This window comes from Cupriavidus sp. FW306-1B-F12B (genome assembly GCF_058781795.1).
This window is the reverse complement of sequence record NZ_JBYSXC010000010.1, coordinates 128,687-141,919: the sequence shown is the minus strand read 5'-3', so window position 1 is coordinate 141,919 and position 13,233 is coordinate 128,687. Positions and strand designations below refer to the sequence as shown.

Sequence of the window (13,233 nt, the reverse complement as noted above, 5' to 3'; positions counted from 1 at the left end):
ACCATTGGCGAGCCCGCCATCGCGAAAAACGATGGCAGCGCTGGCGCGCTATTCGTCCTCGCGCAGCCGGTCCACCAGCAGCCGCGCCACCGCGGACAGGCCCTCATACGCACGCACGCCGATCACCAGCTGGCGCGCGGCCCACGCTTCATCGAGCGCGACGGTGCGGATGCCAAGGGTCTGCTGGTAAGGCCCGGCGCTGGACCTGGGCAGGATCCCCAGGCCCAGTCCCGCCTGCACCATCAGGCACAGCGCGTCGTAGCCGGGCACGTGGATGCGCGGCTTGAACACGCGGCCCGCCTCGCTGGCGGCCTTGGCCAGCTGCAGGTGGATCTGGCTGCCTGCGTGCAGGCTGACAAAGTCGTAGTCGAAGGCCTCGCGGATGGTCACCGAGTGCCGCCCGGCCAGCGGATGCGCGCCGGGCACCACCACGACCAGTTCGTCGCGCCGGTAGGGGAACGTCTCCAGTTCCGCACCCACCGCACCCGCGGTGAAGATGCCGATGTCCGCGGCATTCTCGGCCACCGCGCGCACGATGGCGGTGCTGACGCGCTCTTCCAGGTGCACGTCGATCAGCGGGTACTCGGCCAGGAACGACTTGAGCTGCGCCGGCAGGAACTGCGTGATGGCCGAGATATTGGCCATCACCCTCACCTGCCCGCGCAAGCCGCCGCCGTAGTCGCGCATGCGCACCAGGATGTCATCCAGGTTGTGCAGCACGCCGCGCGCCAGGTGCGCCAGCTCCATCCCGGCCATGGTCGGCTGCACGCCCTTGTTGCTGCGCATCAGCAAGGCCGTGCCCAGCCCCTGCTCCAGTTCGCTCACGCGCTTGCTGACCGCGGCCGCGGCGAGGTGCGCGTGCTCCGCCGCCGCGGCGATGGAGCCGGTTTCGGCCACGGCGACAAACAGGCGCAGCGAAGTGGGGTCGAGTCTCATGATGCGGTGTCTCCCGGATCCGGTGGCCTGCGGTGGCCCCGGTCCTTGTGTTGCAGGCGGTCTGTTGCAGCTAAAATGCGGTCATGACCTCCGCCGCCAAACCATCCGCCCCCGTCGACAACGACACTCCGCCGAAGCTCGAGGAAGGCCACCGCGACTACGTCGCGGCGCTGGCGCGGGGCCTGGCGGTGATCCAGGCCTTTACCGAGACCACGCCGGAACTGACGCTGAGCGAAGTGGCGCAGGCCACCGGCATGACGCCCGCGACCGCACGCCGCGCGCTGCTGACGCTGCAGGCGCTGGGCTATATCGGCGCCAACGGCCGCCGCTTCGTGCTGCTGCCCAAGGTGCTGTCGCTGGGCGCCGCCTTCCTCAGCTCGATGAACCTGCGCGACATCGTGCAGCCGTTCCTGCAGGAGGTGGCCGAGCGCTTCCGCGATTCGGTCTCGCTTGCCATCCTCGACGGCGACAGCGTGGTCTACCTGGCACATGTGCCCAGCCGCAGGCGCATCGCCTTCCGCGCTTCGGTGGGTTACCGGCTGCCGGTCCATTGCACCTCCCTTGGCCTGGCCTTGCTGGCGCACGCGCCCAAGGCCCAGCAGAACAAGATCCTCGACAAGGCGCCATTCCAGAAATTCACCCCGCTGACGCTCAGCGATGCCGACGCGCTGCGCGCGGCGCTGGCACGCGCGCTCGAGCAGGGCTATGCCATCCAGGACAGCCAGCTGGAGCTGGGCGTGCTGTCGATCGCCGTGCCGGTGCGCGACCCGCAACAGCGCGTGATCGCCGCCATCAACTGCTCCACCGAAACCGAGCGCACCAGCCCCGACGAACTGGTCGCCACCCGGCTGCCGGCGCTGCGCGAAGCCGCCGCGTCGATCGAGGCGGCGATCCGGCGCGCGCCGGCGCTGGCGCACTCCATTACCGCCGCCTCCTGAACCGCCTCGCGCGCCGGCTTACTGCGCCGCTTCAGGCTGCAGCACGATATCCAGGTTGACCAGCTGGTAGCCGTCGCGCTCCGGGTGCGGCAGCGCGTCGACGATGTGGTCGTCGATGGTCGAGAAGATGCAGTCGACCGGATTGGCCGGATCACCGGCGAAATACAGCTGCGACGTCAGCGTCCGGTAGCCCGGCTGCATCACCCGGTAGTGGATGTGCGGCGCGCGCTGCCGGTTGCGGCCCAGCCGCTTCATCAACACGCCCACTTCGGTATCCTCGCGCCCGATGATGTAGCCACCCGGGCGGATGGTGAACACCTGGAAGCTGCCATCCGCCTCGCAACGCAGCTTGCCGCGCAGGTTGTCTTCGGACTGCGAGTCGTCTTCGTTCTCATAGCGGCCGAACTGGTTGGGCTGCCATACGATCATCATCGCGCCCGGTACCGGCGTGCCGGTGGCGGCATCCAGCACGCGGCCGCGCACCTCTAGCCGCTGGCCAGGCTCGTCGTCGGTGGCGATATGGCACGGGTTGGAGCCTTCGGCGATCTCGTCCTTGGGGAACGGGCCGGTCACGTTCTGCGGCGTGGCGTGGTCATCGGTGCGTGCCAGGTCCAGCGCGCGCATGGTCAGCCCCATCATGTCGCACAGCATGATCAGCTCATCCTGCTGGGCCACCTTGCCCATCCAGGTGGCGATCCGGTAGAGCTGCTGGTCGGTCAGCTTGAGTTCGTCCAGCATGGCGTGGAAGTGCTTCAGCGCCACGCGGAACTGCGCCTGCAGGACCGGGTCCGCGCCGGGCGCATCGCTGCACATGGCATCGAAGGCGCGTTGCAGGGTGTAGTTGTCGGGGTTGTTCATCGTTGTCTCCGGTGATTCTGTGTCAGTGGCCGGCGGCGGCCATGTCGATGGCGCGGGCGAACAGGGTTCCATCCGCTTTCAGCTTGTGCTTGGCCGGCTTGTGCGTCGGGGTGTGCGGAATGGCATCCACGGCGACGACATAGCGCGGCAGCTTGTGCACGGCCAGCCGGTCCCGAGCCCAGGCGAGCAACTCGCCCGGCTCGACCGACTGCCCCGGACGGAACTGCACCGCCAGCAGGATCTCTTCTTCGCCCAGGTCCGCCGGCACGCCGATGGCCGCCGCTTCCTCGACTGCGGGGTGCTCGCCGAAGATCCGGTCGAGCTCGGCGCCGGACACGTTCTCGCCCTTGCGGCGGATCACGTCCTTCTTGCGTGCGACGAAGACGTAGTAGCCATCACTGTCCTGGCGCACCAGGTCGCCGGTGGCAAACCAGCCGTCGCGGAACGCGGCCTCGGTCTGCGCGGCGTCGCGGTAGTAGCCCTGCATCAGCGTCGGGGTGCGGATCAGCAGTTCGCCCGCGGCGCCGGGTGCCACGTCGTGGCCGTCGTCGTCGACGATGCGCGCCTCGGGCACCGGCACGGCCGGGTCCGGGTGCGGCGAGATCAGTCCCATGGTGCCGAGCTTGTGCGGGCCGTTGAACGGATTGGCGATGACGCCGGGGATTTCCGTCATGCCGTAGCACTCGATCAGGCGCGGCACGTGGAATTCCTGCTTCATCACCCGCACCATCTCCTGGGTCTGCGGCGCAATGAACATCTTGGTGATGCGATGGCCCGGCACGAATTCCGCGCGCGGGCGCCGCGCCAGGATGCTGCCGGCAGCAGCCACCAGATTGACCTCGGTCGCGCCGCTCTCGGCCGCGAAGCGCCAGAACGACGACGCCGAGAAGCGGCGCATCAGCACCAGGCAGCCGCCGCAGGCCAGCGCCCCGCCCACCGAATACATCAATGCATTGATATGGAACAGCGGCATCACGCACATCACGCGCTCGTCCGGCTGCAAGTGCAGGCGGCCGACAAAGGCCTCGGCCGTCAGCACGTAGCCGCGATGGCTGTGCATGGCGCCCTTGGGAAAGCCGGTGGTGCCTGAGGTGTAGATGATCAGGGCGGTGCTGCGGTCGCTGTCGACGCCCGGCGCAGCGTTGGCCGGCTGCACCGCATGCGCCGCGATCGACGCGGCCAGCGTCGGCACGCCGTGATCGCCATCCTCGTTGGCGCGCAGCCAGACGTCACCGCCCAGGTCCGCGGCCACGGCCGCGCCGGTTGCGAGCGTGCCGGGCGCGCAGACCAGGCCGCAGACCTGCGCGTGCCGGAATACGTACAGCGCCTCGTCGAGCCGGTATTCGGGATTGGCCGGCACCATGGTCGCGCCGATACGGGCCAGCGCGAACATCAGCACCACGGTGGACGGATGGTTGGTCGAGAGCACGCCGACACGGTCGCCGGGGCGGACTTGCATCGCCTGCGCCAGCCAGTCCGCGGTGAGGGCGATCCGTTGGTCGAGCTGGCGATAGCTCCAGGTCTCGCCCTCGAACACAAGCGCCGGCTTGGCCGGGTGCGCCGCCACGCGGGCGGCAAGGAAACCAGTGAGTGTGGCATCGTGGGCGCGGTACTGCCTGAGCACATCGAGCGGCGCCACCAGCGCGTCGCCGGCAGGGAGTGCGGGCGGCTTCATGATGCTTGCGCCGGCGCGGCGCTGTAAGTGATGGCGTGTTCGGCGGCGTCGGCCAGGATAAAGCCGATGGGTTGCGCACGCTCTTCCTGCAGGTGGGCGATCAGGCTCGCCACGCGGGCCAGCATCGGCACACCCTTGAGCGCGCTGGCGGGATAGCCGGCATCGAGCAGCACCGCGGGGATCGCGCCCGACACATTGAGCGGCAAGGCCTTGCTGTAGTGCTCGGGAACCGCCGCGGCCACCGCCTCGAGCGCGGCGACGTGGTCGCCCGCGATGCCGAGTTCACGCGCGAACGCCAGCAGGCGGTGCGCACGCGGATCGCCCTGCTTGTGCGTGGGGTGGCCAAAGCCCGGCAGCGGCTGCCGTGCCTGCCGCAAGGCCCGCACCACCGCGTGCGCGCTGTCTGCCAGCGTGCCGGCGTCGCGGCCGGCCAGCACTTGCGCCAGCATCTGCCCGGCGGTTTCCGAGGCCCCCAGGATGACCGAGCCGCAGCCCAGCACGCCCGCGGCCACCGCGCCCTGCAGGGCGTCGGGGGCGGCGGCGAGCGTCATGCGCGCGGCCTGCACCGACGGCACCAGTCCGTGTTCGGCAATGGCGACCAGGCAGGCATCGGTGATGGCCACCAGCTTTTCGTCCGGCTGGCGGCCGGTAAGCAGGAACAGAAAGTAGGCCGTAAAGCCGATCTTGCCGATCAGTTCCTGGCTGAGATCCTTGCCATGCACCGACACCCCGTGGAGATTCACATGGGCAATGGCGGTGTGGCCGGTGCGTTTGGCATCCGTCACGTTGTCTCCTATTTTTGCGCTACGCGCAATCTAATGCGGTATACGAATTATTTTAGGGCGTGCCACGATGCATTGCAAGGTCGGGAATACCTGCACCGGGAGCCAGCCGGCACTGCGCCAGACGCAGCGCCGGCACATCATCAGGCACGGTCCGACGGATCGGTCTCCCCGATCCGGGCGAGCGCGCCATCGGTGAAGGGATCGACTTCGCGTACCGCGCCGTCCAGATACGGATCGACCTTGCGCGCTGCGACCTTGCGGAACTGCTCGTCCACCAGCCGGCCCGGCTGCGAACGCTGCGCCGACGCGGCCGAGGGGATCGAGCCATGTTCCGCACGCGCACCATCGGCATAGACATCGGGCGACCGCACCGCGGCCTGGGCCGCCGAAGCCATCACCAGCACGACTGCTGCGCCAAACATTGCCGTTTTCATCACTTGCTCCTGTTAAGCATCGAAGAGAAGAGCGCCGGTTCTGGCCGGGGTCTGGGTTCCAGTCCTTCAGTGCGTCGCTCATGGTGAGCAAATATAGTTAAAACCGTACCGTACGGTATTTTCCAATTCGAAATGAGTCGTTCTGATTTTTTGAAGCCATGAGCCTGTCACATTGGGAAACGCAGCAGCCTGCCGGCTTTTGGTAGACTGCGCAGGGTCTCCCCCGGCATGGGGCGCGACGCCATGCCTGCACCAGATGAGCTCTCCAGAAAGCGCTTCCCCCCCTGTGGTCCACCACCCGCCCGTGCGCATCACGCGCCGCGGCGAAGAGAAACGCGCGCTGATCCTCAGCACCGCCGCGGACATGTTCCTGGAACATGGCTATGACGGCGTCAGCCTGGATGACATCGTCAAGGCGTGCGGCGGCTCCAAGACCAACGTGTACAGCTATTTCGGCGGCAAGGATGGACTCTTCGTCGCGGTGGTGGAGCGGCTATGCGACCGCTTCCTGGAGAAGACAGAGAAAGGACTGGACCTGTCGCGCTGCAACGCCGCGCAGGGCCTGCACAGGATTGCCCACAGCTTCCTGCATTCGCTGCTGGAAGAACGGCACCTGGCGTTCCTGCGGCTGATCTTTGCGGAGTCGCGGCGCTTTCCGGCGCTGGGCAATGCCTGGTACACGCGCGGCCCGGAGGCAACGTGCGCCTATATCGCGGCCTTCCTGTCCGCGCACCAGGCCAACGGCATCCGTCTTGCGGCAAGTCCCGAGGCCAGCGCCCGGCTCTTCCACGGCATGGTGCTGGCCAGCGTGCTGCACCGGACGCTGGCCACCGGCATGCGGCCGGACGAAAGCGAGACCGGTGCGCTGGTCAACAACGCCATCGCGGTGATCGTGCCGAAGGACTGAAATCGCAGCGCGGATCGCTCATCGCGCCGGGATGTCCGAGATGCCTTGAATGCGCCATCCTCTGACACAAGGCATCTGATGGGCCAGAAAAACAAAAACCCCGGAAGACCGCGATCTTCCGGGGTTTCGCCGCCATGACTGGCGGAGACGGAGGGATTCGAACCCTCGATCCAGGTTTTGGCCCGGATGCTCCCTTAGCAGGGGAGTGCCTTCGACCTCTCGGCCACGTCTCCCAAACTTGCGTTGTGTGAGGGAGCCACACAACGAAGCGCGTATTCTAGCGGCGCCGCACGTGTTGGTCAACGAAAAATCGATCACTCAACACAAAAATCGCGACCCCGCCAGAAGTGTTCACGAACGGATCACGCCTGTTCCAGTTCGAAAGCCTTGTGCAGCGCGCGCACGGCCAGTTCCATGTACTTCTCGTCGATCAGCACCGAGATCTTGATTTCCGAGGTGGAGATCATCTGGATGTTGATGCCCTCTTCCGACAGGGTGCGGAACATCTTGCTGGCGATGCCAACGTGCGAGCGCATGCCCACGCCCACCACCGACACCTTCGACACCTTCGGGTCGCCCGACACGCTGCCGGCGCCGATATGCGACTTGACGCCGTCGTTCAGGATGGCCAGGGCGCGCTGGTACTCGCCGCGCGGCACGGTGAAGGTGAAGTCGGTCTTGCCGTCGACGGACTGGTTCTGGATGATCATGTCGACGTCGATGTTGGCGTCGGCGACCGGGCCCAGGATCTGGTAGGCGATGCCCGGCTTGTCCGGCACGCCCAGAACGGTGATCTTGGCTTCGTCACGGGCAAAGGCGATGCCGGAGATGACGGCTGCTTCCATGGTGGAGTCTTCCTCAAAAGTGATCAGCGTGCCCGAGTGCATTTCCTGCTCGAGCGGCATAAGCGGGTCGGTCAGCGACGACAGCACGCGGGTCTTCACGCGGTACTTGCCGGCGAACTCCACGGAGCGGATCTGCAGCACCTTGGAGCCGAGGCTGGCCATTTCCAGCATTTCTTCGAAGGTGATCTGGTCCAGGCGGCGGGCGTCTTCGACCACGCGCGGGTCGGTGGTGTACACGCCGTCGACGTCGGTGTAGATCAGGCACTCGTCGGCTTCGATCGCGGCGGCAATGGCCACGGCCGAGGTGTCCGAGCCGCCACGGCCGAGCGTGGTGATGTTGCCGTCGTCGTCGATGCCCTGGAAGCCGGTGATCACGACCACGCGGCCGGCGTCGAGGTCGCCGAGGATGCGCTCGTCGTCGATCGATTCGATACGGGCCTTGGTATAGGCCGAGTCGGTCTTCACCGGCACTTGCCAGCCGGTGTAGCTGACCGCGTCGATGTCTTGGCCGTGCAGCGCGATGGCCAGCAGTGCCACGCTGGCCTGTTCGCCGGTGGAGGCGAGCATGTCCAGTTCACGCGGATTGGGCTGCGGCGAAATTTCCTTGGCGAGTCCCAGCAGGCGATTGGTCTCGCCCGACATGGCCGAAGGCACCACGACTACGCGGTGACCGGCGCGGTGCCACTTGGCCACGCGCTTGGCGACATTCTTGATGCGTTCCGTGGAACCCATCGAAGTGCCGCCGTATTTGTGAACGATGAGAGCCATCTTCTTGTCGACGCCAGCGATTGTGCAAAGCCCTTGAAAATACACGAACAAGCCCTGTCAGGCAAGGCGGGAGCGGGGTTCTGGCTGCAGATCGGAAGTGATGCCGGCGGCGATCCGGAGGCTTCAGTGCGTCGGCATCGCCACTGCCGGCGGCCGCGGATGCCATTCGACGCGCCAGCGCGGCGCCGCCGGGGCGTCCGGCCAGCGGCGGTGCATGCCCAGGCCGGCGGCCAGCACCAGGGTATCGCCAGACCACAGCAGCGGCAGCCAGGCGCGGCGCCAGGCCGGGATGCCGGCTTCCTGGCAGGCTTGCTTCAGGGCCCGGGCCGGGCCGCCCGGGCGCAGCACGATACGCTCGCCGCCGCTGCGGGCGGCCAGGCGCAAGGGCTGGCGCAGCGCCGCTTCGGGCACGCCGAAGGTGTCATCACGGAAGAAATGGAGTTCGCCGCGCCAGGCAGGCACGACGATACGGGCCTCGCCGCGCCAGTCCAGCGTCACGGGTGCCGGCGCGGCGATCGGTGGCGGCGTGCAGGCCAGCACGCGGTCGCGGAAGCGGCGCAGGACCAGCCCCTCATGCGCGATCGCGGGCTCGCCGCCAGCGTGGGCGACCAGTTGCTCGCGCATCGCCGCCAGCCTGGCAGTGGAAGGCGCGCGCACGCCGAGGTCGCGCAGCCAGAAGCGCAGCACGGCATCGGCATGTGCCACGGGCAAGGCGCGCAGCCCTGCCAGGTCGAGTTCGGCAAGCGTGTCGGCATCGCGGCCGGGGCGTGCCAGCGCCGCCAGCGAGGCGGCTGCCAGTTCATCGATCAGTGCGCCTGCCTGGGCGAAATGCGCTGCCGCCTGCACCACGTTGGCCGACAACGCCGGGAAGGCCGCGACCAGCGCCGGCAGGTGCGCGCGCAAGGCATTGCGCGCATAGCGTTCATCGGCATTGGACGGGTCGTCGACCCATTGCAGCGCGTTGGCCGCGCAGTAGGCCTCGATCTCGGCGCGGGCCACGTCCAGCCAGGGGCGCAGCAGCGTCACGCCGCTGCGCTCGTCGAGCGGGCGCAGCGCTGGCATGCCAGCCATGCCGGCCACGCCGGCGCCGCGGAACAGCCGCAGCAGCACGGTCTCGACCTGGTCGTCCTGGTGGTGGGCGAACAGCAGCAGGCGCGCGCCGCTGTCGGCGCACATCGCCGCCAGCGCGGCATAGCGCGCGCGGCGCGCGGCCGCTTCCACGCCCTCGCCCGCTTCGGGCTGCACCGACACCCGCCGCACGAAATAGCCGACCTGCCACTGCGCGCACTGCGCGGCGCAGAAACGGTCCCAGTCGTCGGCATCCGCCTGCAGGCCGTGGTGGACATGCAGCGCCACCACGCGCGCGCCAACGCCCCACTCCGCCGCGGCCGCGCGGGCGGCATGCAGCAGCGCGACCGAATCGCGCCCGCCCGACAGGGCCACCGCGATCGTCGCCGCGCCCGTGCCGCCGCCAGAAACAACAAAGGCCGCACCGGCCTGGAGGGCCTGTGCGACCTTGTCGGTCAGCCGGGCGGACGGGTCAGTCCTGGGTGCCGGTGTCCTTGAACTTGCCATAGGCGAGCAGGCGCTCATAGCGGCGAGCCTGCAGCTCCTTCACGCTCATGCCCTGGAACTGACGCAGCGACTCGGCCAGCGAGCGCTTGAGCATCGCCGCCATGCCCTTGTAGTCACGGTGCGCGCCGCCCAGGGGCTCGCTCACGATCTTGTCGATCAGGCCCAGCGCCTTCAGGCGGTGCGCGGTCAGGCCGAGCGCCTCGGCGGCTTCCGGTGCCTTCTCGGCGGTCTTCCACAGGATCGAGGCGCAGCCTTCCGGCGAAATCACCGCGTAGGTGGCGAACTGCAGCATCTGCACCACGTCGCCCACGGCAATCGCCAGCGCGCCGCCCGAACCGCCTTCACCGATGATGGTGGCGATCAGGGGCACCTTCAGGCCGGCCATCACGTACAGGTTGTGGCCGATGGCTTCGGACTGGCCGCGCTCTTCGGCGTCGATGCCGGGGAATGCGCCCGGGGTGTCAACGAAAGTGAAAATCGGCAGGCCGAACTTGTCCGCCAGCTCCATCAGGCGCTTGGCCTTGCGGTAGCCCTCGGGCTTGGGCATGCCGAAATTGCGCATGGCGCGCTCTTTCGTGTCACGGCCCTTCTGGTGGCCGATGACCATGCACGCCTGGCCGTTGAAGCGCGCCAGGCCGCCGATGATCGAAAGATCGTCGGCAAAGGTGCGGTCGCCGTGCAGCTCGTGGAAATCGGTAAAGATCTCGCGCACGTAGTCCAGCGTATAGGGACGCTGGGGGTGGCGGGCGATTTGCGCAACCTGCCACGGGGTCAGGTTGGCGTAGATGTCTTTGGTCAGCTGCTGGCTCTTGCCGGCCAGCCGCGAAATTTCTTCGGAAATATCAACAGCCGAATCGTCCTGCACAAAGCGCAGTTCTTCGATCTTTGCCTCGAGTTCGGCAATGGGCTGCTCAAAATCCAGGAAGGTGGTTTTCATAAAATCACACGTACCTGTCTGTGAAGGGGCGCATTCTACCGGAATTTGGTCGCTATCTTAGCGCCTGCCAGATAGCCCGGACTGCACCTGCCACTAAATTTTCTTGCTGTGATGCCTAATACGTCACTGGCAGCGGGTCGAGACTGCGCCACATATACCACGTGGCCACAGTTCGCCATGGCTCCCAGTTGGCCGCCACCTCGCGCGCCTCGCTGCGCGTGACCGGCTCGCCACTGAAGTAATTGGCGGAGATCGCGTTGATCAGGCCGATGTCATCGAGCGGCAGCACGTTGGGCCGCATCAGGTTGAACATCAGGAACATCTCGGCGGTCCAGCGGCCGATGCCGCGGATCTGCGTCAGCTCCGCAATTACTGCTTCGTCGTCCATCTGCGCCCATTCGCCGACATGCACCGTGCCCGCCTTGAAGTGGTCGGCCAGGTCGACCAGGTATTCCCCCTTGCGCTTGGACAGGCCGCAACCGGCCAGCTTCTCGGGACCGGCGCGCAGGAACTGTGCCGGGGTCAGCCTGGGGCACAGGGCATGCAGCCGCTCCCACACCGACTGTGCCGCCTTGACCGAGATCTGCTGGCCCACCACCGCGCGCGCCAGCGTGACGAACGGATCCCCGCGCGACACCAGGTGCGCCGGGCCGTAGGTCGGGATCATCTTGCGCAGGATGCGGTCGCGCTTCATCAGGTCGGCGCAGGCCTCGTCCCAGTAGGCGGGGCGCACCGCGTCGATGACGGTTTCGACCGGCAGCGGCACCGCATCCGCCTCGGGCAGCACGGCCTTGGCATTGCGCGTGCCCCTGGCCGTGTCCTTGCCGTCAGGCAGCGGCGCCTCCTTGGCGCCAGCCTTGCCCGGGCGCGGACCGGCCGCCTTCACCCGGCCCCTCGTGGCGGGAGGCGTGGCGATGGCTGGCTTGCGCGCGGCAGCGTTCAAGCACGCCTCCACTCGGTGGCACCGCCCGGCTTGTCTTCCAGCACGATGCCAGCTTCCAGCAGTTGCGCGCGGATGCGGTCCGCTTCGGCAAAGTTGCGCTCCACCTTGGCGGTCTTGCGCGCGGCGATCAGGGTCTCGATCTGTTCCGGCGAGATGCCGTCGTCGGACCTGCCGCCTTGCAGGAAAGTATGTGGGTCGCGCTCGAGCAGGCCCAGCGTGCCCGCCAGCCCCTTGAGCTGGCGCGCGGCCGCGGTCGAGCCGGTGCGGTTGATCTCGCTGGCCAGGTCGAACAGTACCGACATCGCGATCGGCGTGTTGAAGTCGTCGCCCATGGCCTCGGCAAAGCGCCTGGCGTGCGGCTCGTCCCAGTCCACCGCGCAGCCGCCCGGCTGGCTGTCCTTGAGCGCCGTGTACAGGCGTGTCAGGGCGTGGCGCGCATCGTCCAGGTGCGCGTCGCTGTAGTTCAGCGGGCTGCGGTAGTGCGCGCGCAGGATGAAGAAGCGCACGACCTCGGCGTCGTACGACTTCAGGACCTCGCGGATGGTGAAGAAATTGCCAAGCGACTTGGACATTTTTTCGTCGTTGATGCGCACGAAGCCGTTGTGCATCCACATGTTGACGAAGGGCTTGCCGCTGGCGCCTTCAGACTGCGCAATCTCGTTCTCGTGGTGCGGGAACTGCAGGTCAGCCCCGCCGCCATGGATGTCGAAATGCTCGCCCAGCAGCGTGCAGCTCATGGCGGAGCATTCAATGTGCCAGCCCGGGCGGCCGGCGCCCCACTTCGAGTCCCACTTGCTCTCGGGCGGCTCGCTGGCCTTGGCGGACTTCCAAAGCACGAAGTCGAGCGGGTCCTGCTTGGCGTCGTTGGCGCTGACACGCTCGCCGGCGCGCAGGTCTTCCAGCGACTTGCCCGAGAGCTTGCCGTAGCCGGCGAACTTGCGCACCGAATAGTTCACGTCGCCGTCGCTGGCCTGGTAGGCCAGGCCCTTGGCTTCCAGCTTGCCGATCATGTCGAGCATCTGCGGCACGTAGTCGGTGGCGCGCGGCTCGTGGTCGGGGCGGATCACGCCCAGCGCGGCGGCATCCTCGTGCATGTACTGGATGAAGCGCGCGGTCAGCTCGCCGATGGTCTCGCCGTTCTCGGCCGCGCGGCGGATGATCTTGTCGTCGATGTCGGTGATGTTCTGCACATACGTCACCTCGTAGCCGGCGGCACGCAGCCAGCGGTGCACCATGTCGAACACCACCATCACGCGAGCGTGGCCAACGTGACAATAGTCGTACACCGTCATGCCGCACACATACATGCGGACCTTGCCGGGTTCGATTGGCACGAATGGCTGTTTCTCACGCGCGAGCGTGTTGTAGATGTTCAGAAGCTGCATGAAACGAAGTGAGTGGTGAGAGGAGACTGCCGCGGTTCGCACAGCAGGCAGCGCGGGCCGTGGCGCCGGTTGCCCGGCGCCTGGCAGGCCGCCGGTGGCAACGCGGGCCACTGGCGCAATTCCGTCGCGCCCCATATCTTACCGGAAGGCGCTGCGCTGGTTGCCTCCGGCACGGCGCCGCCAGCGCCGCGCGAGATGCCGCGCCCGCTGCCCCGATGTCATCGCCCTTCGTGCCGGACTTGCCGCT

12 protein-coding genes and 1 tRNA gene are annotated in these 13,233 nt (G+C 67.5%); 2 read left to right on the top strand and 11 right to left on the bottom strand.

Going from position 1 to position 13,233, the window contains the following annotated elements:
* Positions 1-48 precede the first annotated feature (48 nt).
* Complete coding sequence (locus AC3WLE_RS18245) at positions 49-936, bottom strand: LysR family transcriptional regulator (RefSeq protein ID WP_010808952.1); 888 nt, start codon at positions 934-936, stop codon at positions 49-51.
* A gap of 83 nt (positions 937-1,019) precedes the next feature.
* Between AC3WLE_RS18245 and AC3WLE_RS18240 the strand changes: the two genes are divergently transcribed.
* Positions 1,020-1,874 (top strand): IclR family transcriptional regulator domain-containing protein, encoded by an 855-nt coding sequence (locus AC3WLE_RS18240; RefSeq protein ID WP_492320992.1) that lies wholly within the window; start codon positions 1,020-1,022, stop codon positions 1,872-1,874.
* A gap of 18 nt (positions 1,875-1,892) precedes the next feature.
* On the opposite strand, the gene AC3WLE_RS18235 is transcribed toward AC3WLE_RS18240, so the two are convergent.
* The 4 genes from AC3WLE_RS18235 to AC3WLE_RS18220 all read right to left on the bottom strand — a co-directional run bounded on the left by AC3WLE_RS18235 (position 1,893) and on the right by AC3WLE_RS18220 (position 5,626).
* Positions 1,893-2,732 carry a dioxygenase family protein gene (locus AC3WLE_RS18235; protein WP_492357052.1) on the bottom strand — a complete coding sequence of 280 codons (840 nt, stop codon included), beginning with the start codon at positions 2,730-2,732 and terminating at the stop codon, positions 1,893-1,895.
* A 22-nt stretch (positions 2,733-2,754) separates the two neighbouring features.
* Positions 2,755-4,407, bottom strand: a complete 1,653-nt coding sequence (locus tag AC3WLE_RS18230; RefSeq protein ID WP_492320990.1) for a class I adenylate-forming enzyme family protein — start codon at positions 4,405-4,407, stop codon at positions 2,755-2,757.
* Complete coding sequence (locus AC3WLE_RS18225) at positions 4,404-5,192, bottom strand: citryl-CoA lyase (protein ID WP_492320989.1); 789 nt, start codon at positions 5,190-5,192, stop codon at positions 4,404-4,406. The genes AC3WLE_RS18230 and AC3WLE_RS18225 overlap by 4 nt, the downstream gene beginning before the upstream one ends.
* Positions 5,193-5,332: 140 nt before the next feature.
* Positions 5,333-5,626, bottom strand: a complete 294-nt coding sequence (locus tag AC3WLE_RS18220; RefSeq protein WP_492320988.1) for a hypothetical protein — start codon at positions 5,624-5,626, stop codon at positions 5,333-5,335.
* Positions 5,627-5,882: 256 nt separating this feature from the next.
* On the opposite strand from AC3WLE_RS18220, the gene AC3WLE_RS18215 reads away from it, so the two are divergent.
* Positions 5,883-6,533, top strand: coding sequence for a TetR/AcrR family transcriptional regulator (locus AC3WLE_RS18215; RefSeq protein WP_492357053.1), 651 nt, complete (start codon positions 5,883-5,885; stop codon positions 6,531-6,533).
* 139 nt (positions 6,534-6,672) lie between these two features.
* Here the strand turns inward: AC3WLE_RS18215 and AC3WLE_RS18210 are convergent.
* From AC3WLE_RS18210 to cysS, 6 genes are all read right to left on the bottom strand, one after another.
* A tRNA-Ser gene (locus tag AC3WLE_RS18210) sits at positions 6,673-6,766 on the bottom strand.
* A 129-nt stretch (positions 6,767-6,895) separates the two neighbouring features.
* Positions 6,896-8,146, bottom strand: coding sequence for an aspartate kinase (locus tag AC3WLE_RS18205; protein ID WP_492320986.1), 1,251 nt, complete (start codon positions 8,144-8,146; stop codon positions 6,896-6,898).
* 123 nt (positions 8,147-8,269) lie between these two features.
* The gene (tilS, locus tag AC3WLE_RS18200) at positions 8,270-9,721 is read right to left on the bottom strand and encodes a tRNA lysidine(34) synthetase TilS (protein ID WP_492357054.1); all 1,452 of its coding nucleotides are present in this window, start codon (positions 9,719-9,721) and stop codon (positions 8,270-8,272) included.
* Complete coding sequence (locus AC3WLE_RS18195; RefSeq protein WP_492357055.1) at positions 9,687-10,658, bottom strand: acetyl-CoA carboxylase carboxyltransferase subunit alpha; 972 nt, start codon at positions 10,656-10,658, stop codon at positions 9,687-9,689. The genes tilS and AC3WLE_RS18195 overlap by 35 nt, the downstream gene beginning before the upstream one ends.
* A 115-nt stretch (positions 10,659-10,773) precedes the next feature.
* Positions 10,774-11,601, bottom strand: coding sequence for a DNA-3-methyladenine glycosylase family protein (locus AC3WLE_RS18190; RefSeq protein WP_492320984.1), 828 nt, complete (start codon positions 11,599-11,601; stop codon positions 10,774-10,776).
* Positions 11,598-12,986 carry a cysteine--tRNA ligase gene (gene cysS, locus AC3WLE_RS18185; protein ID WP_492357056.1) on the bottom strand — a complete coding sequence of 463 codons (1,389 nt, stop codon included), beginning with the start codon at positions 12,984-12,986 and terminating at the stop codon, positions 11,598-11,600. The genes AC3WLE_RS18190 and cysS overlap by 4 nt, the downstream gene beginning before the upstream one ends.
* Between the last annotated feature and the right edge of the window lie 247 nt (positions 12,987-13,233).

Coding starts and splice junctions, on each gene's coding strand:
- AC3WLE_RS18245 (WP_010808952.1), bottom strand. CDS start 936: ATGAGACTCGACCCCACTTCGCTGCGCCTGTTTGTCGCCGTGGCCGAA.
- AC3WLE_RS18240 (WP_492320992.1), top strand. CDS start 1,020: ATGACCTCCGCCGCCAAACCATCCGCCCCCGTCGACAACGACACTCCG.
- AC3WLE_RS18235 (WP_492357052.1), bottom strand. CDS start 2,732: ATGAACAACCCCGACAACTACACCCTGCAACGCGCCTTCGATGCCATG.
- AC3WLE_RS18230 (WP_492320990.1), bottom strand. CDS start 4,407: ATGAAGCCGCCCGCACTCCCTGCCGGCGACGCGCTGGTGGCGCCGCTC.
- AC3WLE_RS18220 (WP_492320988.1), bottom strand. CDS start 5,626: ATGAAAACGGCAATGTTTGGCGCAGCAGTCGTGCTGGTGATGGCTTCG.
- AC3WLE_RS18215 (WP_492357053.1), top strand. CDS start 5,883: ATGAGCTCTCCAGAAAGCGCTTCCCCCCCTGTGGTCCACCACCCGCCC.
- AC3WLE_RS18205 (WP_492320986.1), bottom strand. CDS start 8,146: ATGGCTCTCATCGTTCACAAATACGGCGGCACTTCGATGGGTTCCACG.
- tilS (WP_492357054.1), bottom strand. CDS start 9,721: ATGGCAAGTTCAAGGACACCGGCACCCAGGACTGACCCGTCCGCCCGG.
- AC3WLE_RS18195 (WP_492357055.1), bottom strand. CDS start 10,658: ATGAAAACCACCTTCCTGGATTTTGAGCAGCCCATTGCCGAACTCGAG.
- cysS (WP_492357056.1), bottom strand. CDS start 12,986: ATGCAGCTTCTGAACATCTACAACACGCTCGCGCGTGAGAAACAGCCA.